Genomic DNA, 25,985 nt, shown 5'->3' with positions numbered 1-25,985 from the left:
TATCATCTCCTTAATGCTGCCAAAGAGCAGCATTTTTTAGTTGAGATAGGAGTTAATTTGAAAACTAAGCTGATTACACGAGAAGGTTACAACAAACTCAAACAAGAGCATGATTACCTTTGGAATGAAAAGCGCCCGGAAATCACCAAGATCGTCACTTGGGCGGCGAGCCTGGGCGATCGCTCAGAAAATGCGGATTACACCTTCAATAAACGTTTACTCCGTCAGATCGACCGTCGTGTCCGCTTCCTTCGTAAATTCCTGCCAGAAGTCACGATCGTTGACTATTCTCCGCAACAAGAAGGCAAAGTCTTTTTTGGTGCATGGGTGGAAATAGAAAATGAGGCAGGAGAAGTGAAAAAGTTTCGTATTGTCGGGCCTGAAGAGATTTATGGCGATGCGAAAGACTACATCTCGATCGATTCACCTATGGCGCGAGCGATGTTGAAAAAACAAGTGGATGAAGAGTTCACGGTACGCACCCCAGAAGGTGAAAAAGAGTGGTTCATCAACTCAATTGAATATACTCAACCGGCCTCGGAAGACTGAGGCTTTATCACCGATTCAAGTCTCATGAAGTTCACTAGAAGTGACTTGGGTCTCAACGTCAGAATATTTGGTATAAAGGCATGGTGCCTTTCTCGGAGAAGTAAAATGAACAAAGCAGTCATGTGTAGTGCTGCACTAACAATAGGATTCTCACTTTCAGTTTTTGCTCAAGATGAAGTGAAAGGCTGTGACGCTAAAGAGTTAGCGGTAGAGCAGCAGCTCGAGTATGCAAAAGCGCAAGGTAATGAGCATCGCATTAAAGGCTTGGAGCAAGCACTTTCCGCTATCCAGAATGAATGCTCGGAAGGTGAGCTGCGCCAAGAGCTGCAAGCAGAAGTGGAAGAAAAGACTAAAGAAGTTGAGGAGCGAGAGGAAGAATTAGTCGAAGCTCAGCATTCAGGGAAAGCAGACAAAATTGAGAAAAAACGTCACAAGCTGGCTGAGGCACAGCAAGAGCTGCTTGAGGCCAAACGTGAACTGGAATGGAATTATGGTCAATAGTAGGTGCTGAAAATATCTGCTAGAGAGAGAATAAAGCGCTTAAGATAAAAAGAGTAACAATTTGCTTGAGCACGTTAGGAAAAACAGTGATACATTTTCGACAATAGACGCTTCTGAAAGGATGTTTCAATGCAAGAAAATCATAAAATTTTAGTGGTTGATGACGATGCTCGTTTACGTGCTCTATTGGAGCGTTACCTTTCTGAGCAAGGTTTTCAGGTACGAAGTGTCGCCAATGGCGAACAGATGGATCGCCTACTAACGCGCGAAAACTTTCACTTAATGGTGCTAGACCTAATGTTGCCAGGTGAAGACGGTTTGTCAATTTGTCGTCGTCTACGCCACGCGAACAATATGTTGCCAATCTTAATGCTCACCGCGAAAGGTGATGAAGTGGACCGCATCGTAGGTCTTGAGGTAGGGGCGGATGATTATTTGCCAAAACCGTTTAACCCACGCGAATTATTGGCTCGCATCAAGGCCGTATTACGCCGCCAAACCGTAGAGTTGCCGGGTGCACCAAGCACGGAAGAAAAAGTGGTGGAGTTCGGGGAGTTCCGACTCAATCTAGGCACTCGCGAGATGTTCCGCGGTGACGAGGCAATGCCACTCACCTCTGGAGAGTTTGCTGTTCTAAAGGCGCTCGTGATGAATGCACGTGAGCCAATGTCACGAGATAAATTGATGAACATGGCGCGTGGCCGTGAATATTCTGCAATGGAACGTTCTATTGACGTACAAATCTCACGTTTACGTCGCATGTTAGAAGACGATCCGAGCAAGCCGCGCTACATTCAAACCGTATGGGGCCTAGGTTATGTTTTCGTCCCAGACGGCAAAGAGGTGTAACCTCTTCACTCCATAGCCAGCACTTGGCTATAGCAACTTCAGCCTTCATTACCTTCCCTTTGAAGGCTGAAATTTCGCGATTAGGACCACTAGGAACGTTCCATGCGCATCCGAAGTTCACTGACACAATCTATTCTGCTGTTCATCTCTTTGCTTCTCGCGAGCCAAGTTTTCTCTTACTACGCCGTTTTTAACTACGCGTTGATGCCGAGTTTGCAGCAGTTCAATAAAATTCTCGCCCATGAGCTCAATTTGGTGCTTGATGATGAAGGACCTTTAAAGTCTGATGCACCGTTAAGGCGTCAATTATTAGAAAGATTAGGGGTGACGGTTCACAGCCTTGACAGCGATAAGGCGATTGAATTTCATCACGCAATGTCGATTGATTTGATGTCTGAAGAAATGAGCCAAGAGCTGGGTTCGCCTACAGAAGTACGCTTATTGCTTGGCGATGAAAGTTACATTTTGTGGATGCACATCGAAAAGTTGCCGAACTCCATCATTCGTATTCCGTTATCTGAGCTGCAAGAAGAAGATTTTGCACCGCTGTTTCGTAACAGCTTGATTATGGCGCTGCTGATCATTGCAGGTGGTTGGTTGTTTATTCGTTTGCAAAACCGTCCACTTTTGGCTTTAGAGAGAGCCGCGAAAGACGTCGGTCGAGGTGAGATCCCGCCCCCCTTAGCAGAGAAAGGCGCATCGGAGATTCGCTCTGTAACTCGAGCCTTTAATCAAATGTCGAAAGGTATTCAAGAGCTAGAAGAAGACCGAGCCTTATTAATGGCAGGGATTAGCCATGACTTACGAACACCTCTGACGCGTATTCGCCTAGCGACAGAAATGATGTCTCCTGAGGACAGCTATCTTGCGGAGGGGATCATTAGCGATACGGAAGAATGTAATGAGATCATCAGTCAGTTTATGGATTACCTCAAACCGGTGAACCAAGAATCGTTTGAAGCGGTTGATATCAGTACGATTGCCAGTGACGTCGCCAGTTCTGAAGGTGGTTATGAGGTTGAAATTGAAACAGATCTTAATCTTAACTTGCCGCCAGCCAAAGGAAGCGCGATTGCGATTAAGCGGGCGATCAGTAACTTAGTTGTGAATGCGCTACGCTATGGCAATGGCTGGGTCAAAATCAGCACTGGTGTGACAGCAGATAAGCAGCTAGTGTGGATTTCAGTAGAGGACAACGGACCGGGTATCGAGCATTCTCAAATCGCGAGGTTATTTGAACCCTTTACGCGTGGTGACACCGCTCGCGGTAGTGAAGGCACTGGGCTAGGGTTGGCGATTGTGAAGCGTATAATCAGCCAACATTCAGGCTCTGTGGTGATGCGTAATCGCAGTGAAGGCGGTTTAATCGCTCAAATCAGCTTTCCTACCAAGTAAGTCGATGGCCCGCCCCCTTTCAAACAAAAAGCCCAACCTAAATAGGTTGGGCTTTTCTTATTCTCAATAATCTTAAGACTCTTTCACTTCCTGAGGAAGTTCATCTTCGTCTTCCAGTTTCTCTGGCAGAAGTAGATTTAAAATGATCGCTGTGATGCCACCTGCTGCAACACCAGTTGAGAAAATACTCTTAATAAATTCTGGCATAAATTGCAGGATCTCTGGTTTTTGTGCGATACCAAGTCCCATTGAGAAGGATAAGGCCATGATCAGAATTGCGCGGCGATCGAGCTCAACACGAGAGATAATACGCACACCAGCGGCAGCAATCGTACCAAACATGACAATCGTTGCGCCGCCAAGTACTGGCTCAGGAATCAACTGAACAAAGCTAGCGACGCCAGGAAACAAGCCAAGAATCACTAACATGCCTGAAATAAAGTAACCCACGTAGCGGCTCGCGACTCCTGTTAGCATGATGATGCCGTTATTCTGGCTAAACGTTGAGTTCGGGAAGCTGTTGAAAACGGCTGCGATTGCAGAGTTTAAGCCGTCTGCTAACACACCGCCCTTAATGCGTTTCATGTACACTGGGCCTTTTACTGGCTCACCAGACACTTCAGATGTTGCGGTAATATCACCGATGGCTTCTAGTGCGGTAATAAAGAAAATCAGTACCAGCGGAATGAACAGAGACCAGTCAAACGATAAGCCATATTGCATTGGTACGGGCAGTGCTACGATCTCGGTTGCGCCTAGCTGAGAAGTATCTACCATCCCCATAAAATACGCCATGATGTAACCCACTAGCATCGCAATCACGATTGAAGCCACACGGATGTATGGGTTTTTCGAGCGGTTTAAAATCACAATTAATCCAAGTACCGTCCCAGCCAGAGCAAGTTTGTCTAAGCTGCCGAAGGTTCCTTCATTTAATGCTGCGTAGCCACCGCCCATTGATACTAAGCCGACTTGAATCAGTGTGAGACCGATAAGAGTGACGACGATGCCTGAAACAAGCGGAGTGATGATTCGGCGGGCATGCTCCAACACGCGAGATAGGAAAATTTCTGCAAATGATGCGACTAAAATCGTACCAAAAATGGCAGCCATCATGGTGCTGATGTCTGCTCCACCGGCTTTCAGCGATAGGCCTGCTCCAATAATAGGACCTAAAAAGTTAAAGCTGGTGCCTTGAACAGAGAGCAAACCAGAGCCAATTGGGCCAACGGTGCGAATTTGAATAAACGAAGACACGCCTGACGCAAATAAAGACATGCTGATAATGGTGTTGGTTTGATCGGCCGGAACGCCCAAAGATTGGCAAATGATTAATGAAGGTGTAATCACCGCAACGAACATCGCCAATAAGTGCTGAAGTGCGGCAAAAATGGTTTGAGGCAAAGGTGGTCGATCGTTGAGTTGATAGACCAGTTCCGAAGATCGGTTTGAAGTTGTCATTGTTTGTCTCGCTAGTCGCAATATTTCCCTAGTTCTCGCTGAATGGGAGAGCAGGGTGGAGTTGACGTCGTTACCTGTGATTGCTGTTAATCAGAGTCAACTCAGGTTGGTGGAGTGTGATCTAACACACTTAAAAATTTGTGCGCGATTATAGAGAGATTCACTCAAAAAGCAAACGTTTGCTTTGTTTTTGGCGCATTAAAAAACGAGCCATTTGGCTCGCTTTCAATCATTACGCTTTGGAGTAAATATCCCGCTCACCCAACCAGCGATCGATAATCGCTGTTGCGTTAGACGGGTAATTGTCATGAATATGACGCGAAATGCGCTGAACTGCGGGAATCAGGCGCTGATCTCGAACTAAGTCTGCGATTTTGAAATCAGCAAGACCTGTCTGCTTTGTACCCAATAGTTCACCAGGGCCACGAATTTCTAGGTCTTTCTGCGCAATGACGAAGCCATCGTTACTTTCACGTAGTACTCCGAGACGTTTTTGCGCGGTTTTTGACAGCGGAGAGTGGTACAGCAGCACACAATGGCTAGCAACGGAACCTCGGCCCACGCGACCTCTTAACTGGTGTAATTGTGCCAAACCAAGACGTTCAGGGTTTTCTATGATCATCAAGCTAGAGTTTGGCACATCCACACCAACTTCAATCACTGTCGTTGCGACCAGCAAATGCAGTTTATTGTCTTTGAAATCTTGCATCACCGCTTGTTTCTCTGCCGGCTTCATTCGTCCGTGTACTAGACCAATTTTTACGTCCGGTAGCTTACGTTGAAGCTCTTCTGCGGTATCTGCCGCGGCTTGCGCTTCTAATACTTCCGACTCATCAATCAGGGTACACACCCAATATGCCTGCTTGCCTTCGTTTAAGCAGGCATTTCGGACACGCTCGACGATGTCGTCACGTTTTGTATCAGGAATAGCAACGGTTTGAATCGGCGTTCGACCCGGTGGTAGTTCGTCAATCACGGAAGTTTCCAGATCGGCGTAAGCGGTCATGGCTAAGGTGCGAGGAATAGGCGTTGCTGTCATGATGAGCTGATGTGGATAAGCGCCTTGTTTTGCACCTTTCTCACGCAGCTCTAAACGTTGGTGGACACCGAAGCGGTGCTGTTCATCAATGATGACCAAAGCAAGGTGATGAAATTCAACGTGCTCTTGGAATAGCGCGTGAGTACCCACTACCATTTGCGCTTCACCACTGGCAATACGAGCCAGCTCGGCTTCCTTTGCCTTACCTTTGAGTTTGCCCGCTAACCAACCGACTTGAATGCCCATGGTTTCAAACCAGTTTGCGAAGTTGATAGCGTGTTGCTCGGCCAATAGTTCGGTTGGCGCCATGAGTGCCACCTGATGGCCATGCTCAATGGCTCTAACAGCGGCCAAAGCGGCAACCAACGTTTTCCCCGAACCAACATCGCCTTGCACTAATCGCATCATTGGGTGCGGTTTTTCTAGATCGGCTTCAATCTCTTGTACTACTCGGGTTTGAGCGTTTGTAGGAGAGAAAGGCAGTTGGGCTAAAAGCTGCGTTTTTAGTTTATGACAAGGACCGAGAGGTAGCGCTGAATCCTTCTGACCTTTGCTACGCACCGCCAGCATCGATAAGTTTTGTGCGAGCAATTCTTCCATGATCAAGCGGATTTGGGTAGGATGTTTGCCTTCGTCAAACTCATCTAAATTAATGGTTGGTGGTGGGCGATGAATGGTGTGCAGCGCTTGCGACATCGTGATTTGATGGTCATACAACCCCGCTGGAAGTAATTCCTGCACTGCGGTTTTATCAAGCAGGGCTAAAGCTTGTTCGGTAAGGTTGCGTAATGTGATTTGGCGTAAACCATCGGTGGTGGGATAAACAGGGGTTAAGCTCTGTTCTACATCGGGCTTTTGCTCGCTGACGTAAAACTTGTAGTCAGGATGAACAATTTCCCAACCCATGCCACCGCGCTTAATTTCACCGTAAGCATGTACTAACTTACCTTGCGTGAAATTGTTCTTCATGGCTGCGGTAAAGTTGAAAAAGCGCAGCGTGATAGTGCCATTACCGTCGCTGATTTTTACCGTTAGCATTTTGCGCTTACCGAAGATGGTGTCGACTGCCATGACCTTACCTTGCACTGCCGCCCAAAGGCCAGCATGCAGTTTGGCAATAGGGTAAATACGAGTACGATCTTCGTAGCGTAACGGAAGGTGAAACAGCAAATCTTGAACGCTATGTAAGCCAACTTTGGCGAGTTTTTCTGCGACTTTCGCGCCAACTCCAGAAAGGGAGGTTAATGGGACGGCAGATAACATTTGGGCGGACATAGAGGGCTCAAGAAAATGGTTAACATAGCAGTATGTTAACCATGGAGCTGTGTTTTTGTACAGGAAAAAATAGTCATGCTTTAGTTAGTGTCATGATTTGACTGATAACCTATCATTCCGAGGAGCTTTAGCGACATCAGGATTCTATTTCCAACAAGTATGTCGCTGAAGTTAACACTATCAGCATCTGTATATTTGAGAATTAGATCCTGAACCACGCTCCTTCGCCGCCGTTCAGGATGACGAAAGTCTGTTACTTGCTTTGCATCTCTTGCCACCACGCGTCATCGGCGATGATTTGACCTTCTTCATCGAGTGGTGGGTAAACGAGCCCTTTTCGTTTCGCGACCTTTGCCAGCACTGGGTGACCACGTTCAAAGAGAATACGGTTGATTGTCTCTTTAGGCAGAGCGCTTTCTTCTCGGTCGTACATGCCTGCGGCTTCACGTTGACGTTGCGCTTCATACAAAATTACGGCACTGGCAACCGATACGTTTAGTGACTGCACCATGCCCACCATTGGGATAATAATGTCTTGATCGGCAAGCTGTTTGGCTTGCTCCGAAGCGCCAACTTTTTCACTGCCTAAAATGATTGCCGTTGGTCTGGTGTAGTCGATCTCGCGAAAATCGACGGCGGTGTCCGAAAGATTGGTCACCAAAACCTGCATACCTTGCGCTTTGAGTTCGGTAATCGCAGTTTCAATCGAATCGTGAGTATCCACTTCAACCCAGTTACGCGCGCCAGCTGAGGTATGGCTCAGCGTACGCATTTTGTCTGGCCAAATTGCGTGAACTTTGTGTAAGCCTGTCGCGTCAGCGGTGCGGATCACAGCAGAGACGTTGTTTGGCTTATGTACTTCTTCGAGACAAAGTGTCAGATCAGTTTGGCGAGTTTTTAGGACTTGGTGAATACGGTTGTAACGTTCTAGGTTCATATTTATTGAGGTATAAAAAATCGCCACCTAACAGAGTAGGTGGCGATAGAGGTTAGTTCTTTCTGCGTCTGACTCGGGTTGCTTGAGGCATTGCCTTAATCTTACGCATGATACCAGCAAGGTGGACACGATCTTTCGTCGTCAACAGCACAGTCACAGTGTATAGACGACCATCACGTTCTTCCGTTGAAAGGCCATGAATGTTTGATCCTGTTTTCGAGATCACGTTGGTAAGTTCTGCAAGAGCACCTTGGTTGTTAAGCATGTCGACTTTAAGTTCAGCAATGAACTCTTTATCGTAGTCTTCAGACCAAGCGACAGCCATATAACGGTCTGGCTCTTTCTGATAACCACGAACGTTCGGACATGTTTCTCGGTGAACAACCAAACCACGACCAGGCGATACGTGAGCAATAATGTGATCATCTGGGATAGGATGACAACAATTTGCAAACGTCAGCAATAAGCCTTCTGCGCCACGAATCGGAAGCTTCTTCTTCGAGTCCGTTGGGATTGAACTTGTTGTCGTGAGCTCTTCGGTGTCACCAAGGAGACGACGTGCGATCACAATGCTCATCAACTCACCCAATCCAATAGCAGCCAATAAATCATCGATGCTTTCTAGGCGAAGATCATTCAAGACTTCTTGGATATTTTCTGGATAAATTGAATCAATCGAGTGACGGCCAAGTGCGTGATTAAGTAGGCGACGACCTAAAGTAATCGACTCTTCACGACGCATCGTTTTCAGTACTTGTCGAATCTTAGTGCGGGCACGAGAAGTCACGACATAGTTCAGCCATGCCGCATTCGGACGCGCACCAGGGGCACTGATAATTTCCACTGTCTGACCGTTTTTCAATGCCTTACTCAATGGGTAAGGGTTACGATCAACACGAGCACCAACACAAGAGTTGCCTACATCGGTATGTACGGCATAGGCAAAGTCGACAGCCGTTGCGCCTAAAGGTAGTTCAACGATACGACCTTTTGGTGTGAAGACGTAAATCTCATCTGGGAAAAGATCGGATTTTACGTTTTCAATGAATTCGAATGAGTTACCCGCGCTTTGTTGTAGCTCTAACAGGCTTTGCATCCAACGCTGAGCTTTCACTTGCGCAGTGGTACCAGACTTGTCACCTTTGTCTTTGTAAGACCAGTGTGCCGCGACACCTTTGTCCGCCATTTGATCCATATCTTCAGTACGGATCTGAACTTCAACAGGTACGCCGTGTGGGCCAACCATGGAAGTGTGTAGCGATTGATAGCCGTTCGCCTTTGGTACCGCGATGTAATCTTTCATGCGACCAGGACGTGGCTTATACAAGCTGTGTACTTGGCCTAAAACGCGATAACAAGTATCAGCGGTATCAACAACGACTCGGAACGCATAGATATCCATGATGGTGTGAAAGCGCTGTTCTTTGGTTTTCATCTTGTTGTAGATAGAGAACAGGTTTTTCTCACGACCAACGACGCGAGCATTCAAGCCAAAATCTTGCAGACGGCCTTCTATTTCGCTGTGAATGCGTTGGATCATCTCTTTACGATTACCACGTGCGGCTTTAACCACTTCTTTCAGTACGCGGTAGCGGTTGGGATATAGCGCCTCAAAGCCCAACTCTTCGAGTTCGGTTTTGATATTGTGAATACCAAGACGATGAGCGAGGGGCGCGTAAATTTCTAACGTTTCACGAGCAATACGACGCTTTTTATCTGGTCGAAGCGCGCCAAGCGTACGCATGTTGTGCGTGCGGTCAGCCAGTTTGATCAGAATGACGCGGATATCTTGCACCATGGCCAGAACCATCTTACGAAAGTTCTCAGCCTGAGCCTCTTTCCTATCGCGGAATTTGAGTTTGTCCAGTTTAGATACACCATCAACCAATTCTGCGACAGTGTTGCCGAATTTCTCTTCGAGATCTTCTTTAGTTACATCACAGTCTTCAATGACGTCATGCAGCAAAGCAGCTTGGAGGGTTTCGATATCAAGGCGCATTTCGGCCAAGATACGAGCCACAGCGACAGGGTGGATGATGTATGGTTCACCGCTAGAGCGGGTTTGCCCTTCATGGGCATCTCTCGCTACCACATAAGATTGACGCAGAGCCTCAATCTGAGGCTCTGTTAGGTATTCTTGGGCAACGTCTTTGAGGCTATCGAATAGATACAAATTATAGGCCCGGGAGGTTGTTGAATTCTAAAGTCAGAATTAACGGTTGTGAGCGATGCTGCTTACTGCCGCTAGCTCTGCCGCTTCTTGCTCTTGCTGTTCTTGACGTTCACGAGCGTCTAGAACTTCTTTAGTAATTAAACCTTCTTCGATTTCGCGTAGAGCGATAACCGTTGGCTTATCGTTCTCTTCTGGCACTAGTGCATCTTTACCGCCAGTTTGCATTTGACGAGCGCGGCGAGCCGCAATCAGTACTAGGTCGAAACGGTTGCCAACTTTTTCAACAGCGTCTTGAACAGTTACGCGTGCCATGAGGACTCCAAATAGTTAACTAAAATTTTAGAATGACGAGAAAGTATACAACCTAACTACTTTATTTACTAGCAATTAGACAAGCCACCGTTTGTGGACTTTCTCAGGTAGTTTATCGTGTTTTTCGCACTGGGCAAAAAACGGGAAATTCTTTATGTTTTACAGCGTGACTTTTTTGAAGTTACTCTGCTAACAACGCGTCAAGCATACCTTTATATTTAGCAGCTTGCTTTTCTTCCTTCAATCTTTCAGCACGCAAGATAGCTTTAAAATCCATCAAAGCGGTATCAAAATCGTCGTTTACGATCACGTAGTCGTACTCGTTGTAATGAGAGATTTCCGACTTGGCTTCAGCCATACGCTTTGCGATCACTTCATCGCTATCTTGACCACGAGTGTTCAAGCGGCGCTCTAACTCACCGTTTGATGGTGGCAGGATGAAGATGCTTTTGGCTTCTGGCATTTGTTCACGGATTTGGCGTGCGCCTTGCCAGTCGATATCTAGAAAAACGTCGATACCTTTATTTAGTGTTTCTTCAATCCATACACGAGATGTGCCGTAATAATTACCAAACACTTCTGCGTATTCTAGGAAGTCACCTTTAGCGATCAGGGCTTCAAACTCATCTTTCGCTACAAAATGGTAGTGGACACCATTTTCTTCACCAGGTCGCATGTTGCGCGTGGTGTGAGACACAGACACTTTCATTGCGTAGGTTGGGTTGCGTTCCAACATCGCTGAGATCAAGCTAGATTTACCTGCGCCGCTAGGTGCAGATACGATATAGAGAGTACCTTTGCCCATTGTACTGTTCCACTTTTGATTGGATTGATTGAGTGCCGAAGGAAAGTTCGACATTCTTATAACGATAGCACTGGCATTGAGAAATCAACCACCAAAGGAGTGGATCTTGGTGATAATCCCGCCAGAAAAATGGAGGCGAAGAGTATCATGATCTCTATTTTGTTACCAGTTGATCTTTCTGTCTGTGATTGTCCCAGATGAAATAGTTACTTACGGCAGAGTGTTCCTAAACAGCGAAGAAGGAGCGTGGCACAGGACTTACCATCCGCGCACTCTGTTATTAAAACCATTTCTACAACCGTTTAGTGTGCTGATTTTAGGTTTAGAGTCCCGATTTGGCTTGCGTGAGTGACTCTGGTTAAAAATAGGGGTTAACAATGATAAAACGGAAAAAAGGGGAAGCTTTCACTTCCCCAGGCGTGCGACTGACTCACACTTAATCTTCGAATTATCCTTGAGACTCTAGGAAATTTATCCAAGGGCTAACGGTTGACCTGAATTTTGGCGATTGAGCCGCACCTTTCATTGCCTGTAAGGCCTTTTGTGGTTGCTTAAGCTCGAAATAGGCCATCCCGCGAATGTATTCAAGTTCTGCCTTTTGCTCTTTAGAGGCACTGGATGCCGCGCTTTCTACAAAACGAGTTGCTTCAGAATACTGCTTGTCTTGTATCATTAAGCGAGCAATCTGAATTTGCGTTTTAGCAGAAGGAGCGAGGTTATATGACTTTTTATAAGCGAGAATTGATTTATCTAGCTCTTTAGCTTGCTGCCAGAAACTGGCTAGGCGGTCATAGTTTTCCTTCGTCTTTTCAATGTTTCCAGCTGCCATTTCCTTTTCAAGAGTTTTGGCTGCTTTATATGGAATACCTTGATAAGCCAAGAAGTTTACAAAGCGTAAATATTCCTTCTCTCCTTCTAGTTTCCCCATTTTGTAAACCATTTCTAGGGTGGCTAGAGAGTTGCGCTCTTGACCTAGCTCCATGTAGACACCAGAAAGTTGCATCCAGTAACGCTTTTTCTGAGGGTACTTTGAAGTCAGAGTTTTGAGTACACTGGCAACGCTTTTCAGCTGGCCTAACTCGTAGTGAGATGCAACGAGAATTAAGTACCAAGACTCACTTGGGCTCTTGCTCATCGCGATGGCTTTTTTGGTTGGTGGGATTGCATTTTTGTAATCTTCCAACTGAACATAAGCGCTCGCTAACGTGATATAAGCATGAGCTTGAGGCTTCTCTTTGGTTGTTTCTGCAACCTTGAACCATTCCTTCATCGTTTTTACAGACAACGTATACTTTTCTTCAGCTAGGTAAAGCTGAGCCAAGCTGTAGCGAACTTGTTGAGCAACAGGAACGGGAAGTGCGTCGAGCTGTAATGCTTCGGCAAAGTATTTTGCTGCTTGCACATAATTGTCTTGTAGCGAATACAAAAAGCCAGTCTGCTGAAGTAAAACTGCTCGGTCGTATTTTTTCGAACTTGTGCTTTCTAAAGCGCTTGCTAGTTTTTCTTTCGCTGCTGAATATTTTTCAGTTGCGATCAACTCTTGCACTTTGTTAACGGTTCGAAATGTCCGATCTGATAACTGAGGAGCTTCTTTTGCCATCGTAGGAGCGGCCATTGCCACTCCTACGAAGAGAATTAAAGAAGCCACTTTGCTTTTCCATAAACTTTTCATCGTGACTCCTTAATTGGTTGAGAACTCTATTTCTTGCGATAGGCGCGAGCTAACAGGTTTCCCGTCAACCAATTTTGGTTTAAATGTCCATTTAGAGACTGTTTTTCTTGCCGCTCGACCGAGGCCTAAGCGTCGTGGTTGCTCTTTAAGAACTTTGATGTCCTCTACGGCACCACGTGCGTTGACAGTAAACTCTAATAAGACGACCCCTTTTTCTATTCCTGCTTTCGCAGCTTTCCTAGGCATTTGAGGTTGGAATGTCGCTAGAGGTGTTGGACCTCCGCTACCCGCGAGTTGCGCACCTCCACCCTGGCTATAATGTCCAAGCACCGAACCACCTGTAACATTTACGGGTAGGTCAAGCTTTGGCATATCCATTGGGGTCTGCTCCATCACCGGTTTTACTGTCGCTGTCACTTTCATTTCTGGCGGCGGCGGCGGACGCTTAGGCGGTGGTGGCTTTGGAAGTTCGCGTTTTTTCTCCTGTATTTTTTCGTCTGGTTTAATGCGAATAAACTCGACCATACGCAGGTCATCATTCGACACTAACTCGTGGCGCTCTTTGTTTACTAGCTTGTCCATCCCCCAGAACAACCCGAGGGAGACAATGAGCGCCAGTGCAATTGAGGCCAGATACCGCATAAGCTTAATCCTTATTGGTTGCGGCAATGGAGATGCTTTCTACACCTGCCATTTTGATCTGGTCCATAACCTTCACGACTACGCCAGCATTTGCTTCTGTGTCGGCTTGGATAACAACTGCGCCATCAGGGCTTTCTGCACGAAGACGTTCAATATTCGCGCGAACCGCGTCCACTTCGATGCGGCGTTTATCAACCCAAACATCACCCGCCGCACCAACTGCGACCATGATGTTACCTTTTTTCACGGTTTGCGCAGAGCTTGCCGTCGGGCGGTTTACTTCTAGACCAGCTTCTTTTACGAACGATGTTGTTACGATAAAGAAGATCAACATGATGAATACGATGTCGAGCATCGGTGTCATATCGATAGCGGTTTCATCACTGCTATCACTGCTATAGCGTCTTTTCATGACCTATACCTCTAATTCCATTTACTCAGGCAATATGCTTTAGCTTATCTTCCAGCTTTTGCGTTGTGACTTTGGCTAAATGATCAAGACGTGAACTAAAGAACAGTCCTGATAGAGAAGCCACCATCCCGGCTAACGTTGGGATTGTTGCCTTTGAGATCCCCGAGGCCATTGCTCGAGGGCTTCCTGTTCCTGTTACCGCTAAGATGTCGAATACTTGGATCATGCCAACAACGGTGCCGAGCAAACCCAGTAAGGGACAAAGCGCAATCAACACTTTCACGATTGGCAGGCCCTTTTTATTCTCAATGTCCTGACGAGAAACAATTTCTTGTCGGATCATCTTAGCGTTCCAGCTCTGGTGCTCTGATCGCCCCTGCCATGAGCCAACGGCTTTTTTCATGGCTTTTGGAGCGACGGCAGCAAAATAGAACCAACGTTCTAACAATACTGCCCAAAGCATAAAGCTGAGGATGAAGATGGCGACGAGTACATCGCCACCCATTCCCAAGAAGCGCCTAATTGATTCAAGTTCTCCAACTAACCACCACATAACGCCTCCTTAGCTTTCGGCTTTATGTAGTTTTTCCTGATAGCGAGCGATGAAGCCTGCACTCTGTTCTTCAAGAGTTTGAACCAAACGACGACCTTTACTGTGTACGATGGTGTACAGGAACAGTAGAGGAATTGCGACAACCAGACCAAGCATCGTAGTAACAAGTGCTTCAGAGATACCGCCAGCCATTAGCTTAGGATCACCTGTACCAAATAGTGTGATTGCTTGGAACGTACCGATCATACCCATAACCGTACCCAGTAGACCTAGAAGTGGTGCAACAGAAGCGAACAGTTTGATTGAGCTGATAAAGCGTTCAATGCTCGGTGCGTTACGTAGGATGATTTCGTCCAGTTTCGCTTCCAGATCTTCAAGGTTGTCACCTTTGTGTTCTTGGTAAGCTTGGATAACTTCACCCAGAGGGTTACCAGGAATCACGGTTTCTGATTTCGCTTGCTTACGCATTTTACCGCCAATCACTTGAAGGCGTAGGAAGCAAACTAGAGCAATGATAGCGCCAACTGCACCCATACCAAGGATGACGTAACCTACAATGCCACCTTGATCAATACGTTCTTGAACGGTTGGGCTTTGTACAAGTAGAGACAGAATTACACCACGGGATGGGTCAATAAACAGTGGCTCATAGCTGTTTGACGCTGACTCAAAGCCCGCAACATGACGTGTAATATTGGTGCGAGGCTGTCGAGAGAGTTCTTCGAACTTACCTGTTTGAGGTACATAAGTAACGTACTTACCATCGGCAATCGCGTTAAATTCACCGACAAGAGTAACATCGCGAACCGCTTCTTTACCTTCGCCATAAACAACCGTTGCTTGGGTTGTTGCTGTCTCGCCTGAGGCAACCACTTGTTGAAGAATGGTATGCCAGAATGCTTCTAGCTCTTGTGTTGATGGCAGTTCTTTACTTTCAGCCAGTTTCGTTAGTAGCGCGTCACGCTCTGGGAACTGAACTGCGTTTTGAGAGGCTGCAAATAAGCCTTTAAACTCGCCCGCATATTGGCGGACCACACCAAACATTTCGCCCAAAGTACCAGAGCGAACACGTAAGGTTTCTGTTAGTTCAGTCAGCTGCTTATCGTTTTCATCAAATGTCGCTTTAAGTTGATCGCCCAGTGCTTGCTGTGAAGCTAGCTCTTCACGAGCCTGTTGCAATAATGCTGCTTGCTTATCTCGGTTGTTCTTGAACTCAGCTTCACGGGCTTTGTTCTCTTTTGACTCAACGATGCTTTCTGATTTTACGTTTTTGAGTAGTTCAGATAGGTTTTTAGGCGTTTCTGCTTGTACGCCTGAAGCCATAAATAAGCTCGCTAGTAGACCAACGGCTAGAGTTTTGAATCCTTTCATCTCTTATTCCTCCCCAGCATATACAGGCAATTTGATTAGCGCTGGTGGCGCTTGCTTCTTCGCGATTCGAAGGCCTTGCTGTACCGCTATGCGGTAGCTTTCCGGTAATGTTTCCCATTGACGTGTTTGTTGGTTCCACATACCTGTCTCACCACCGTCTGGAGATTGGAATAAAAGCGCCGTGCGACCAATACGTAGGAAATCGTAAGTCACGGTTTCCCCATTTCTATCTAGGCTAGCTTTGTAAGATTCAATTGAGCGAGAGAAGCCTTCTTCAATTTGGTAGGCTTCCATCACTTTACGGAATTTCTCAGAAGTCGTTACGTCGGCGCGATCCATGAGACGACGCAGTTCTTGGACACGTTTATTACGTTCTTTTTTCTGGAAAGGCAGATCGAGAGTCACAAACTCATCGAGTGCATCGATCATTTTAAGTGTTAGTGGCACTACTTCTGTTGCCGTTTGATCGATCTGAGCAATTTGGTTATTTAATGAGTCCAATTCACCTTGCTGTGATTGAACCATACGATTAATTTGCTCGTTGTAGACTTTCATGCTGTCGATTTGACGTAGTAAGCCTTTGTATTCTGCCAACATGCCTTCAGTACTTTCGGCATAATTGTCGATTTTTTGTTGCGAAGCTTCTGAAGATTGATTTGCTTTTGCTTGTGTGGAAACGACAGCACCAGAGTTGGCCGCTATAGAGCTACTACTGATAGTAAGCAATGCTGCAGCTATGGCACTGAGACCAAATTCCTTGAATTTCATGGTTGCATCCTTGTCAGTGTTTTAGTCAGTCGAAAAGGGCGCGGAAAACCCGCGCCAAATATTTTTTAGAAGTCGTATGATGCCTCGACGTATAGCTGACGTCCGATTGGATCGTCATACCCAGTTGCATAGAATGGAGAGGTATCGCTTAGAGGATCTGCAGGCGGTACTTTGTCAAACATGTTGATAGCACCAAGAGTTACACGACCACTCTCGTTGAATTGGTAAGAAGCCGTTAGGTTCCACGTTGTCATACTAGCGATTTCTGCTTTGTAACCCGCTTTTTTAGCAGAATCACAGTCATCAAAGTAGTAACGGTTTGCGTAGCTTGAACACATACGGTCGCGGTATTTACCAAATAGGTTGATAGCGACATCTTCATATGCCCAGCCAAGATTTAACGTTGCGGTGTATTCAGGCATGAAATCTCTTTCATCCGTTACAGGCTCGCTGTCGTTTTCTTGATATTCAGCAATCAAGATCTTCGTTACAGCAACACGCGTGTTAAATGAACCGAACTCATTAGTGTCGTATGCGTATTTGATCGCTAGGTCAATACCAGAACGCTCTTCATACGACTGGTTCACTGGACCATAGGATACCGACTTGATGGTGCCATCTGGGTTACGAACGACTTCAGTACCTGGGTATTTACCTGGATCGTTAATTACATCTTGGTAAGTTGGTGCAGTTACGACGTCTTCCATCTTGATGTGGTACCAGTCAACGGTTACACCAAGATCATCCACAGGCTCCCACGCTAGGCCCAAGTTAATGTTTGTACTTGTTTCTTCTTTCAGCTCTGAGTTAGGGCCATTAAGCGTATCGAAGTACTGAGTATCACACTCTGGGTACTTGTCTTTATCTTGTGGGCCGCTACCACCAGCGTTGGCACAAAGCACAGGGTCAAAACCAGAACCAAAGCCTCGAGTTTGATCACCAAATAGTCGCTTCAAGTCCGGAGCTCGGAAGCCTAGACCGTAGCTACCACGTAGCAATAGGGTGTCAGTAGGACGGTATGCTAGGGCTACTTTAGGAGTGAATGCGCCGCCAGTTGCCGAGTCGTCGAAGTAGTGGTCGTAACGACCAGCGACAGTCATTTCTAAATCTTCAATGATAGGAATAAGAGCTTCAACACCAAGACCAATCTGATCGCGGTCACCGCCGCCTGATGTTCCACCTAGACCAGAGAAACCACCAGCTGCTGTTGTAGCATCAATCGTCTCATTGTAGTCAGTACGGTTCCATTCACCATAAACAGCAAAGCCAGACATACCTGCAGGAAGTTCAACCAAATCACCAGCCAGTGAGCCGTTAACAGAGTAAAGCTTTGAGTAAGCTTCTTTGCTTGAAGTGCCGCTGTATTTGTCTACAACGTCTTGTGAGATAGGCCCTAGAAGATCGACATCACCATTTTGTACAGCTTGGTCGAGAGTTAGAAAGATTGCTGGGTTGCTTGTTTCAACGCTTTGCTCAGAGTAACCAGCGGATAGGTCCCAATCATACGTATCAGCAAGCAGGCCGTTCAAGCCTAAGGTTAAGCCAAAAGAATCGGCTTCAGTGTTACTTTCGCGTGGTCCAAATTCGACCATACGGCGAGTGTATTCGCCTTCGCCGCGGAAGTGAGTGGCATCAACTTCAACGCTGTAAGGGTTAGGTTCGAATTCAGATTCTGTAGACTTGTAGCCAAAACGGGCTTCTGCCATGGCAGTGACATTGTCGTTAATGTCCATTTCACCACGTAAAAGTAGGTCTACTTGTTTGTTTTCTGGTTTTAATGTTCGGTATGCAGAGCGGTTAACACCACACTTCCCATCCGCTCGTTCAATCGCGGCATCACCAACGACTTCTTTACATGAAGAACCAGCATCAGCTGGTGTTAGAAGTGTTCCGTTGGCGCCTTCAAAGTTTGCACCGTAGCTAGAGTAGCCACTTAGCTGAGAACGGCTAGAACCGTCATCGCCAGCCCAATCATCTCGGTCAGATTGCTTTAGCATTTCGTTGCCCGCAAATTGGCCAACGAAGAGAATACGTTTGTCGTCAAAGTTTTTGCCAGCTACAACGTCTAAACGACCATTTTGGTAACCACCATCCGTCGCGTCACCCGCGCGTACTTTTACAGAAACGCCATCAAAGTCTTTCTTTAAAATGAAGTTTACGACACCACCGATTGCGTCGGAGCCGTAGATAGCAGAACCTGAGTCGGTCATTACTTCAACACGCTCAATAGCGGCGACAGGGATTTGGCCGATATCTTGGAAGTTAGATGTACCATCTTGTGCTAGCGGGTATTGAGGAAGACGACGGCCATCAATAAGAATCAATGTGCGTGACGCGCCAAGGCCACGTAAGTTGACTGACTGCGCTGCTGGTGTAAACGAGAAAGAGTCTGTTTGAGCCATTACACCACCTGTGTTTTGGGTCAAACTGTTCAATACGTCTTGCGCGCTGTTAAAGCCTTTAGACTCAATGTCTTTACTATTAATAACAGTAACTGGTGAAGGACCTTCCATATCCGTCGTGGAGATACGCGAACCAGTAACTTTCATCTTTTGAAGTTTTTCAACTTGCTGCTCTTCTGCCAGTGCTGTTGCTGGGGCTGCAACTGCTGCTGTCCCCAAAGCAAGGCTTATCGCAACAGATAAAGCGGTTGTGTTTTTATACATCCTTGTTGCTCCGATTATTATTATTTCCTATGTCTGGCCGCATAGCGGCCAAATGTGACGTTAATATTTCGTTAACGTTCGGCCAATGTATAACCGAGATGAAAAAAGGAAGTCAAACCAGTGGTAAACGGGGATGCTTAAATGTAAAAAAGATGTGAACGACTGGGCTTTGTTAAAAAGGCGGAATAAAAAACCGAATAAAGTTTATGAATCGATATTAAATTTCAATAAAACACCGTATTTTGTGTTTCTTATAAACTTTAATGACTTATCTTGCCTATGGTTTTTTAGTGGGTAATTGAATCTGGAAAAAGATATTTTTCCAGTGAATTGTTCTGAGATGAGTTTTATATCGAATCCATACTTTGTTAGCTCGAACTTATTAGGTGGTATCAAAATATGATACCCATTGCGGTTAAAGGGCTCACTCGTATTTTTAGGTCAAATATAACCTTGGATTGTGTGTCTATTTATGTGTGTAGGGTGCATTTTTATGTAGGGTTTTGGCTCTAAACAGCCTAGATTGATATTCTGTATGAATTATTTTTGTGGTTTTTTATAATTTTTTACAAAAACATTTCTGTTTTTCGACATCGAAGGAAGTTTGTCATGTTTTGGTTTCAAACACTTGAAGCTGATGTGGATTCAAGATAAATATGACGCTGAAATTATTGCAGTAGTAGAAAAGTCTAGCTCTTGAGGCGCAGGGAGTGTGCTTCAACAGTTTTAGTTACTACGAGATAAATATGCACCATTTTGGGCGGAAAATATCCTCTTTCACTCCGTTTGAACTGGACAGTAGACAAGGAGCAAGTTGTATATGCTGTCGTACTTTTTACGCCGTTTGGCGTTGGTTATCCCAACGTTTCTCGGGATAACTATTCTCATCTTTGCTATCACTCGTTTCGTGCCTGGCGGACCTGTTGAACGCATGTTGTCACAAATGCAGTCCCAGGGGGACGGCGCCGCATCAATGACGTCTGCGGGTGGTAATACGGCCCTTTCTGACGATCAAATCGCGGAGCTGAATGCGTTTTATGGCCTGGATAAACCTGTAACGGAAGCGTACGTCGAGTGGTTAAGTCGTTTGGTAATGCTAGATCTTGGCGAGTCGACGCGTTACTACGAGCCTGTCTCGGACATGATCGCAGAGCGTTTGCCAGTGTCGTTGTTTTATGGCGGCATGACCTTCTTTATTAGTTATTTTATCTCGATTCCTCTTGGTTACTATAAGGCGCTCAAGCACGGTTCTGTGTTTGATTCCGCTTCTTCAGTACTCATTTTCGTAGGCTACGCGCTACCAGGTTATGTGGTGGGTGTATTGCTGATCACGTTATTTAGTTATCACTTGGAATGGTTTCCGATGGGAGGCTTTGTCGGCGATGACTTCGACGATTACGAAACCTTCTTTGAACGCACTAAAGACATTATGTGGCATGCGGTGTTGCCTTTGATCTGTTACCTCATTGGTGATTTTGCCACGCTGACGATGACAATGAAAAATAACCTGATGGAAAACCTTTCCTCAGATTACATCCGCACCGCAATTGCGAAAGGATTACCTTTCAAAAAAGCAGTTCGTAAGCACGCGTTGCGTAACAGCTTAATTCCAATCGCAAGTCACTTTGGTAACTCTTTGTTGTTCTTCATGACCGGTGCCTTCCTGATTGAAGTTATCTTCAATATTGATGGCATTGGCTTATTGGGTTACGAATCAATCATGGAGCGTGATTACCCTGTTGTTATGGGTATTGTCGCCATTAATGCGCTGTTGCTGCTCATTGGTAACATTATTTCAGATATTTGTGTTGCTTTAGTCGACCCACGTGTGAAGTTTGGAGCGTAACATGATTAAAGTTAGTCCATTAACTCAAAAGAAAATTCGTCACTTTAAAGAGATCAAACGAGGCTATTGGTCGTTTGTTGCTCTTTCTATCATGTTGATCCTTTCTCTATTCGCCGAACTTTTGATTAACAGTAAAGCGCTAGTCGTCAAGTACGATGGTAGCTACTATTTTCCTGTTGTCAGTGACGTACGTTTAGGTAGCGAATTCGGCCAAGAGTCATCCAGCGAAGCGGATTATCGCGTACTGCAAAAAGCGTTTGAGGCCGAAGGGGGCGACAACTTTGTTATTTTGCCGCTTGTGCCATGGAACCCATATGAACAAGATTTTAGTGGTGATTTCCCGCCAACAGCACCTAGCGCCGAAAATAAGCATTATTTAGGTACAGATGTGATAGGTCGCGATATTTTGGCGCGACTTGTCTACGGATTCAGAACGGCGATGGGATTTGCGTTGCTTACGATGGCCATTTCCTACGCGATCGGTACTGCAGTCGGTTGTGCTATGGGTTTTTGGGGCGGTAAATTTGACTTGTTTGTACAGCGACTTATCGAAATCTGGTCAATGGTCCCGTTTTTGTACGTCATTATGATTCTTGTCTCAATCGTTCAACCGACGTTTGCTCTCTTTGTCGCTATTAACGTGCTTTTCACTTGGATGGGGATGACATGGTACATGCGGACCATGACCTATAAAGAAGCGGCACGAGAATACGTAATGGCGGCACGTGCTTTAGGGGCATCGACTGGACGTATCTTGTTTAATCACATCTTGCCAAATACGATGGTGATGATTGTAACCCTAGCACCTTTCACTATTGCAGCTAACATCACAGCATTGACTGCTCTCGATTACCTAGGCTTAGGCTTGATGCCACCAACACCAAGTTGGGGGGAATTACTGCAACAAGGTAAGTCAAACTTAGATTCGCCATGGATTGTTGCGTCAGTAGTGACTTCTATTGTTCTGGTTCTGGTAATGGTGACCTTTATTGGTGAAGCCATTCGAGCGGCTTTCGACCCGAAAAAATTCACACGCTATGTTTAAGCGAGCATTGTGAGCAAAACATAAAAAAGGGAAGTTTTATGAAGAAATTATTTTTAGCGTCCACGCTGAGCGCCCTGAGTTTTGGTGCAATGTCAGCAACGCTTCCGACTGACTTAAACTGGCAAACAAACTGGGATGAGCCTCAATATGGTTCGCCAGAAGCGAAACGTGGAGGGACTTATCGCACCTTTATGTCAAGTTTCCCGCAGACGTTACGTAGTGTTGGCCCAGATGCTAATGCAGGGCTACGTTCTTTTATCTTAGATGAAACACCAGGCTTGGTGGTCCGCCACCCAGATACTTTAGAGTTCATACCTGAGCTTGCTAACGAGTGGGCGTTAGCAGGTGACAACAAAACGGTCTATTTTAAACTCAACCCTGAAGCCAAATGGTCGGACGGCAAACCTGTGACTGCCGACGATTTCGTGTTCATGCTGAAGTTTTATCGTTCCAAAGACATCTTGGAACCTTGGTACAACGATTACTACAACAAAACGATTGCGGATGTTATCAAGTACGACACTCACACGTTTGCTGTTAAGGCGGCGAAAGAGTTCAATCCGGAAGAATTGCTGTTACGAATGGGGGCTCTGCGCCCACGTCCCGCACATTTTTATGCTAACCCTTCAAAAGATGAAAATGGTGACGGTATACATGACAACTTTGTCCGCTACTACAATTTTAAAAGTGAACCAACGACCAGTGCATACTACCTAGATGACATTAAAAAAGGTAAAAGTGTTACCTTCAAGCATGTCGGTGAAGACTGGTGGGGTTACAGCAATAAGTATTATCAACATCGCTATAATGTCGACAAAATCCGCATCACAGTGATTCGCGACAGTGATATCGCGATGAAGCACTTTGAGAAAGGGAAGCTGGACGCATTTGGTCTTGTTTTACCAAGCTTATGGCATGATAAATCGAATACGGAACCTTACCAAAAGGGATACATTCAAAAGTTCTGGGGTTACAACCAATTCCCAGTTGGGGCTGGTGGTGTATGGATGAACACCGCGATGCCTTTGCTGGATGATTTAAACATTCGCAAGGGCATTACTTACGCGATTGACTTTGATGGCATGATAGAGAATGTCATGCGTGGCGACTACTCCCGTAAACCGAACCCGACCGGTTATGGTCATGGTAAATACACCCTACCAGATGCTAAGGCACCGAAGTTTGATCCCGCAAAAGCGGCCGAGGCATTCGAAGCCGCAGGCTTTAACAAAATTGGTTCTGATGGTATTCGTGTCAATGATAAAGGTGAGCGCTTAAGCTTCGAGCTGACCTACGGAACACCTGTTCATACTCCTCGTATTGCCTTTTTGCGTGAGCAAGCCAAGCTAGCAGGGCTGGATATTGAGCTCAAGTTAGTTGATGGCTCATCCATGTTCAAATACGTACGTGAGAAAAAGCACGATTTGGCTTTCTTAGATATGGGTACGTCTGAGATCCCAACGTATTGGGAGTATTTCCATTCAGTCAATGCGAACAAGCCGCAAACTAACTCTTTCACAAACTACAGCACGCCTGAACTGGATGAAAAGATCATCGAGTATCGTTTTGGCATGGATATGGATAAAAAGATCCAGCTAGGTCATGAGATTCAGCGTGACATCATTGATGCTCACGTTATCGTCCCAGGCTACATGGTTCCTTATGTCCGCTATGGTCACTGGCGCTGGTTAAAGTTTCCAGATAAGCCAATGAATCGCATGACAGAGGCGCTGTTCAGTGGTGCAATCATAGGCGATGGCACTTACTGGATTGATAGTGATATCAAAAAAGAAACGAAACAAGCGATGAAGTCAGGCAAAGCTTTTGAACCTGTTGTTGTCGTAGATGACACTTATAAGCTGTAAGGATTGGTTATGGAAAACGATGTAATCCTAAGTGTTAAAGATCTCGAAGTTGAATTTACCACCGATGATGGGCCAGTGAAGGTTCTGCATGGTGTGAACTTTGATGTGAGAGCTGGACGTACACTCGGTCTGGTGGGAGAGTCAGGTAGTGGTAAGAGCGTAACCTCAATGTCGATCATGGGGCTATTACCTAAGCCATATGGCAACATCATTAAAGGTGAAGTGAATTATCGCGGCACCAACCTAGTTGATTTGCCTGCGGAAGAGATGTACGCCATGCGTGGCGATCGCATTTCGATCATCTTCCAAGACCCAATGACGGCGCTTAACCCAGTGCATACCATTGGTCGTCAAATATGTGAAGTGCTTGAGCTCCATCGACCTGAGCTCGACAAAAAGGAGCGGGAGGCGTACTCGATTGAAATGCTGGCAAAAGTAAAAATTCCAATGCCAGAGAAGCGATTGAATGAGTATCCCCATAACCTATCTGGTGGTATGCGCCAGCGTGTCATGATCGCGATGGCATTGGCCTGTAAGCCGGATATTCTGATTTGTGATGAACCGACTACAGCGTTGGATGTTACGGTTCAGGCGTCTATCCTTGAACTGATGAATGAGCTTCAGGAAGAAACAGGCATGGCAATGATCTTCATCACTCACGACCTCGGAGTTGTGGCAGAAGTGTGTGATGATGTTGCCGTGATGTATGGTGGGCGTATTGTCGAAAAAGCAGAAATTTTTGAGTTGTTTGATAACCCGCAGCACCCCTACACAGAGCGTTTAATGGGATTGATGCCGAGCTTAGATAATGAGCCGAAGCAGATGATCGATATCAAGCCTATTGATGCCAGTATGTTTGCCAGTTAACTGGGCAAAGTGAACCAGTCATAAAAGAGGATGTTATGGCAAAAGAAGTATTAAGAGTTGAAAATCTTAAGCAGCACTTTGTTTCTGGTAAAGGGCTGTTCAAGAAAGGCTACACCATCAAAGCGGTAGACGGGGTTTCACTGTCTGTTTCTGAAGGTGAAACACTGGGGCTAGTTGGTGAGTCAGGTTGTGGTAAAAGCACCCTTGGTCGCACGATCTTAAAGTTATACGAGCCAACAGAAGGTAAGATTTTCTTTGAAGGTAAAGACATCACTAAACTGTCTGTTAAAGAGATGCGCTCGCTGCGTAAAGACATGCAAATCGTCTTTCAAGACCCAATGGAGTCACTCAATCAGCGTCATACCATCGGTATGATTCTGGAAGAACCGTTTGTTATTCATAAAATTGGCACGCCAACAGAGCGTAAACAATGGGTAAAAGAGCTTTTAATCAAAGTGGGATTACCAGAAACGGCAGTAAACCGTTATCCACATGAATTTTCAGGCGGGCAACGGCAGCGTATCGGTATCGCTCGCGCGATTGCATTGAAGCCTAAACTGCTGATTTGTGATGAATCGGTATCTGCGTTAGATGTGTCGGTACAGGCGCAAATCTTGAACCTATTGCTACAACTGCAACAAGAAATGAACTTGGCGATCATATTTATCTCTCACGATCTCTCGGTGGTGAAACATGTTTCTGACAAAGTTGCCGTGATGTATTTTGGCAAAGTGGTAGAAGCAGGCAGTGCTAAAGAAATTTATGCAAACCCGCAAAACGAATACACCAAAAAACTCCTATCTGCGATTCCGATCACTCACCCTAAATATCGGAAGAAAAAGCGCGTAGCTGAAAAAAAGCAGCAAGTGGCGTAAGTGATGCCACAGGTCCTATAACACAAAAGCGCTCCGCCAAATAAGCGGAGCGTTTTTATAAGCAAATGCCAGGACTTGGAGTCGATTTACACTGATGTTTATTCTGA

General features: G+C 45.8%; 22 protein-coding genes. 9 read left to right on the top strand and 13 right to left on the bottom strand.

Features of this window, described 5'->3' with window-relative positions; genetic code table 11:
* Positions 1–57: 57 nt before the first annotated feature.
* The 4 genes from greB to envZ all read left to right on the top strand — a co-directional run bounded on the left by greB (position 58) and on the right by envZ (position 3,294).
* Entirely contained in the window at positions 58–549 is a 492-nt protein-coding gene (gene greB / locus IQP38_RS01820) for a transcription elongation factor GreB (protein ID WP_005379321.1), read from the top strand.
* A gap of 105 nt (positions 550–654) precedes the next feature.
* Positions 655–1,050: a DUF1090 domain-containing protein gene (locus IQP38_RS01815; RefSeq protein WP_017635004.1), complete on the top strand. Its 396-nt coding sequence runs from the start codon at positions 655–657 to the stop codon at positions 1,048–1,050.
* A 129-nt stretch (positions 1,051–1,179) separates the two neighbouring features.
* Entirely contained in the window at positions 1,180–1,899 is a 720-nt protein-coding gene (ompR, locus tag IQP38_RS01810) for a two-component system response regulator OmpR (RefSeq protein ID WP_005379333.1), read from the top strand.
* Between the two features lie 102 nt (positions 1,900–2,001).
* Positions 2,002–3,294: a two-component system sensor histidine kinase EnvZ gene (envZ, locus tag IQP38_RS01805; RefSeq protein ID WP_017820700.1), complete on the top strand. Its 1,293-nt coding sequence runs from the start codon at positions 2,002–2,004 to the stop codon at positions 3,292–3,294.
* A gap of 72 nt (positions 3,295–3,366) precedes the next feature.
* Here the strand turns inward: envZ and IQP38_RS01800 are convergent, their stop codons facing one another.
* The 13 genes from IQP38_RS01800 to IQP38_RS01740 all read right to left on the bottom strand — a co-directional run bounded on the left by IQP38_RS01800 (position 3,367) and on the right by IQP38_RS01740 (position 19,380).
* Complete coding sequence (locus IQP38_RS01800) at positions 3,367–4,755, bottom strand: uracil-xanthine permease family protein (RefSeq protein WP_005379335.1); 1,389 nt, start codon at positions 4,753–4,755, stop codon at positions 3,367–3,369.
* A 232-nt stretch (positions 4,756–4,987) separates the two neighbouring features.
* Positions 4,988–7,069 (bottom strand): ATP-dependent DNA helicase RecG, encoded by a 2,082-nt coding sequence (gene recG / locus IQP38_RS01795; protein WP_193837238.1) that lies wholly within the window; start codon positions 7,067–7,069, stop codon positions 4,988–4,990.
* Positions 7,070–7,322: 253 nt separating this feature from the next.
* The gene (gene trmH / locus IQP38_RS01790; protein WP_017635001.1) at positions 7,323–8,006 is read right to left on the bottom strand and encodes a tRNA (guanosine(18)-2'-O)-methyltransferase TrmH; all 684 of its coding nucleotides are present in this window, start codon (positions 8,004–8,006) and stop codon (positions 7,323–7,325) included.
* A 52-nt stretch (positions 8,007–8,058) separates the two neighbouring features.
* Positions 8,059–10,179, bottom strand: coding sequence for a bifunctional GTP diphosphokinase/guanosine-3',5'-bis pyrophosphate 3'-pyrophosphohydrolase (spoT, locus tag IQP38_RS01785; RefSeq protein WP_005379340.1), 2,121 nt, complete (start codon positions 10,177–10,179; stop codon positions 8,059–8,061).
* A 39-nt stretch (positions 10,180–10,218) separates the two neighbouring features.
* A complete protein-coding gene (gene rpoZ / locus IQP38_RS01780) occupies positions 10,219–10,491 on the bottom strand; it encodes a DNA-directed RNA polymerase subunit omega (protein WP_005379346.1) in 273 nt (90 codons plus the stop codon).
* A gap of 181 nt (positions 10,492–10,672) precedes the next feature.
* Positions 10,673–11,296: a guanylate kinase gene (gene gmk / locus IQP38_RS01775; RefSeq protein ID WP_005379347.1), complete on the bottom strand. Its 624-nt coding sequence runs from the start codon at positions 11,294–11,296 to the stop codon at positions 10,673–10,675.
* A gap of 448 nt (positions 11,297–11,744) precedes the next feature.
* Positions 11,745–12,968, bottom strand: a complete 1,224-nt coding sequence (locus tag IQP38_RS01770; protein WP_193837237.1) for a tetratricopeptide repeat protein — start codon at positions 12,966–12,968, stop codon at positions 11,745–11,747.
* Between the two features lie 9 nt (positions 12,969–12,977).
* On the bottom strand, positions 12,978–13,610 hold the full coding sequence (locus tag IQP38_RS01765) for an energy transducer TonB (RefSeq protein WP_005379353.1): 633 nt from the start codon (positions 13,608–13,610) through the stop codon (positions 12,978–12,980).
* Positions 13,611–13,614: 4 nt separating this feature from the next.
* The gene (locus IQP38_RS01760) at positions 13,615–14,022 is read right to left on the bottom strand and encodes an ExbD/TolR family protein (protein WP_005379359.1); all 408 of its coding nucleotides are present in this window, start codon (positions 14,020–14,022) and stop codon (positions 13,615–13,617) included.
* A 25-nt stretch (positions 14,023–14,047) separates the two neighbouring features.
* Positions 14,048–14,575 (bottom strand): MotA/TolQ/ExbB proton channel family protein, encoded by a 528-nt coding sequence (locus IQP38_RS01755; RefSeq protein WP_005379363.1) that lies wholly within the window; start codon positions 14,573–14,575, stop codon positions 14,048–14,050.
* Between the two features lie 9 nt (positions 14,576–14,584).
* Positions 14,585–15,946 (bottom strand): MotA/TolQ/ExbB proton channel family protein, encoded by a 1,362-nt coding sequence (locus tag IQP38_RS01750; protein ID WP_193837236.1) that lies wholly within the window; start codon positions 15,944–15,946, stop codon positions 14,585–14,587.
* A gap of 3 nt (positions 15,947–15,949) precedes the next feature.
* Positions 15,950–16,714 (bottom strand): DUF3450 domain-containing protein, encoded by a 765-nt coding sequence (locus IQP38_RS01745; RefSeq protein ID WP_005379365.1) that lies wholly within the window; start codon positions 16,712–16,714, stop codon positions 15,950–15,952.
* A gap of 65 nt (positions 16,715–16,779) precedes the next feature.
* Positions 16,780–19,380: a TonB-dependent receptor plug domain-containing protein gene (locus IQP38_RS01740; protein ID WP_017634998.1), complete on the bottom strand. Its 2,601-nt coding sequence runs from the start codon at positions 19,378–19,380 to the stop codon at positions 16,780–16,782.
* A gap of 820 nt (positions 19,381–20,200) precedes the next feature.
* Between IQP38_RS01740 and IQP38_RS01735 the strand changes: the two genes are divergently transcribed.
* Genes IQP38_RS01735 through IQP38_RS01715 form a run of 5 tightly spaced genes read left to right on the top strand, consistent with a single transcriptional unit; the run spans position 20,201 to position 25,878 of the window.
* On the top strand, positions 20,201–21,226 hold the full coding sequence (locus tag IQP38_RS01735) for an ABC transporter permease subunit (RefSeq protein WP_005379368.1): 1,026 nt from the start codon (positions 20,201–20,203) through the stop codon (positions 21,224–21,226).
* A gap of 1 nt (position 21,227) precedes the next feature.
* Complete coding sequence (locus IQP38_RS01730; protein WP_005379369.1) at positions 21,228–22,271, top strand: ABC transporter permease; 1,044 nt, start codon at positions 21,228–21,230, stop codon at positions 22,269–22,271.
* Between the two features lie 38 nt (positions 22,272–22,309).
* Positions 22,310–24,136 (top strand): extracellular solute-binding protein, encoded by a 1,827-nt coding sequence (locus tag IQP38_RS01725; protein ID WP_017634997.1) that lies wholly within the window; start codon positions 22,310–22,312, stop codon positions 24,134–24,136.
* 9 nt (positions 24,137–24,145) lie between these two features.
* Complete coding sequence (locus IQP38_RS01720; RefSeq protein ID WP_005379371.1) at positions 24,146–25,003, top strand: ABC transporter ATP-binding protein; 858 nt, start codon at positions 24,146–24,148, stop codon at positions 25,001–25,003.
* A gap of 35 nt (positions 25,004–25,038) precedes the next feature.
* The gene (locus IQP38_RS01715) at positions 25,039–25,878 is read left to right on the top strand and encodes an ABC transporter ATP-binding protein (protein WP_104975751.1); all 840 of its coding nucleotides are present in this window, start codon (positions 25,039–25,041) and stop codon (positions 25,876–25,878) included.
* The last annotated feature ends 107 nt before the right edge of the window (positions 25,879–25,985 follow it).

The sequence above is a fragment of the Vibrio sp. OPT41 genome (assembly GCF_015163595.1).
Lineage (GTDB): Bacteria > Pseudomonadota > Gammaproteobacteria > Enterobacterales > Vibrionaceae > Vibrio > Vibrio alginolyticus.
Note: the sequence above shows the minus strand (reverse complement) of the source record. Positions and strands in the feature narration are given on the sequence as shown.